At 62.0% G+C, this 665-nt stretch carries 1 protein-coding gene; it reads left to right on the top strand.

Translation table 11 applies throughout. The annotated features are described in order from the left end of the window. Positions 1-665: prephenate dehydratase (locus tag U9980_RS26110; RefSeq protein ID WP_322770357.1), on the top strand; the 665-nt coding region annotated here is incomplete at both ends.

Below are 665 nucleotides of genomic sequence, written 5' to 3'. Positions count from 1 at the left end.
GTGTATCCGGACTACGAACCGGTGCCGTTTCAGACCTTTGAGGAATGTTTCGCGGCAATTGAGAACGGCAGCGCAGACCTCGGAATGATCCCGGTCGAGAACTCGACGGCAGGTCGCGTCGCCGACATCCACTATCTGCTGCCCGACTCGTCGGTGTATATCATCGGCGAGTATTTTCTGCCGGTCCACCATCAGCTGCTGGGACTACCAGGAGCCACCCTGGCCGATCTTCGGACCGTGCACAGCCATCCTCAGGCGCTGGCCCAGTGCCGGGTCGCTCTGCGCGAACTCGGACTACCCGCGGTAGCCGGTGCCGACACTGCGGGTTGCGCCCGGGAAGTCGCGGAGGCGGGCGATCCGACCAGAGGAGCGATCGCATCCGAGCTGGCGGCCGAAGCCTACGGCCTGCAGATCCTCAAAGCCGACCTGAAGGACGAGGAACACAACACCACCCGGTTCATGATCTTGTCATCGAAGGAACTGCGGGCTGCGGCCGGGATCGGCCCGATCGTCTCCACTTTCGTCTTCAAGGTATCCAACCTGCCGGCCGCCCTCTACAAGGCACTCGGGGGGTTCGCGACAAACGGTGTCAACATGACCAAACTTGAGAGCTACATGGTCGGTGGCCAGTTCATCGCGACACAGTTTCTCGCCGACATCGAAGG

The organism is Protofrankia sp. Cr1, assembly GCF_963555865.1.
Classification (GTDB): Bacteria; Actinomycetota; Actinomycetes; order Frankiales; family Frankiaceae; genus Protofrankia.
The sequence above is the reverse complement of the archived record's forward strand: the minus strand, read 5'-3'. Positions and strand labels throughout refer to the sequence as shown.